The following is a 907-nucleotide window of genomic DNA, read 5'->3' as shown; positions in this document are numbered from 1 at the left end:
CCCTGCCCTCCGCCGCCCCCCAACCGTCGGGGCACGAGGAGGACGACGAGCCCCAGCTCATCACCGACGTGATCGAGGCGACCAACCGAGACTACGTCCAGGCCAAGTCGAAGCTCGAAAAGTCCAAGAAGCGCCAGGCCCAGCTCGCCGTCGAGGTGCAGAACGCCCAGGAGGAGCTGGACGCGCTCGCGCCGCAGGTCGGCGAGATGGCCGCGCAGTCGTACCGAACCGGCCGGGTCGGCGCGATGGCGATGCTGCTGGAGAGCAACACCCCGGACTCGTTCGTCAAGCGCGCCTCCGCCCTCGACGAGCTGAACATGGTCAACGCCAACAAGCTGGCCGAGGTCGGCGCGGCGAAGACCCGCGCCGAGCAGGCCAAGCTCGCGCTCGACGCCGAGGTGCGCGAGCAGCAGAAGCAGGCGTCGGTCATGGCGAAGAAGAAGCACGACGCCGAGAAGGCACTCGCGCTGGTCGGCGGCAAGGGCTTCACCGGTGGCCTGGTCTCCGCCACCTCCCCGGTCGCCAGAATCGCGCCGGGCCGCACGTCGGACGGCACCTGGCGGCCGGAGTCGTGCAGCGAGAACGACCCCACCACCTCCGGCTGCGTCACGCCCCGGACGCTGCACGCGTACAAGGAGGTCAAGCGAGCCGGCTTCAACCGGTTCGTGGGCTGCTACCGGCCGGGCGGGCCGTGGGAGCACCCCAAGGGCAGGGCCTGCGACTGGTCGCTCCAGAACAGCGGGTTCTCCCCCTGGCACAACAACGACACCCGGATGTACGGGAACAATCTCGCCGCGTTCCTCATCCGCAACGCCGACCGGCTCGGCATCTACTACGTCATCTGGAACCGGCAGATCTGGTTCCCGGCGAACGGCTGGAGTTCCTACAGCGGGCCCTCCAACCACAC

Annotated in this window: 1 protein-coding gene; it reads left to right on the top strand. The window is 69.1% G+C overall.

Features of this window, described 5'->3' with window-relative positions; translation table 11 throughout:
* Positions 1 to 907, top strand: a 907-nt coding sequence (locus E1258_RS32880) for a hypothetical protein (protein ID WP_207919946.1), incomplete at both ends; no start/stop codon positions are given.

This window comes from Micromonospora sp. KC207 (genome assembly GCF_004348615.1).
Classification (GTDB): Bacteria; Actinomycetota; Actinomycetes; order Mycobacteriales; family Micromonosporaceae; genus Micromonospora.
The sequence above is the reverse complement of the archived record's forward strand: the minus strand, read 5'-3'. Positions and strand labels throughout refer to the sequence as shown.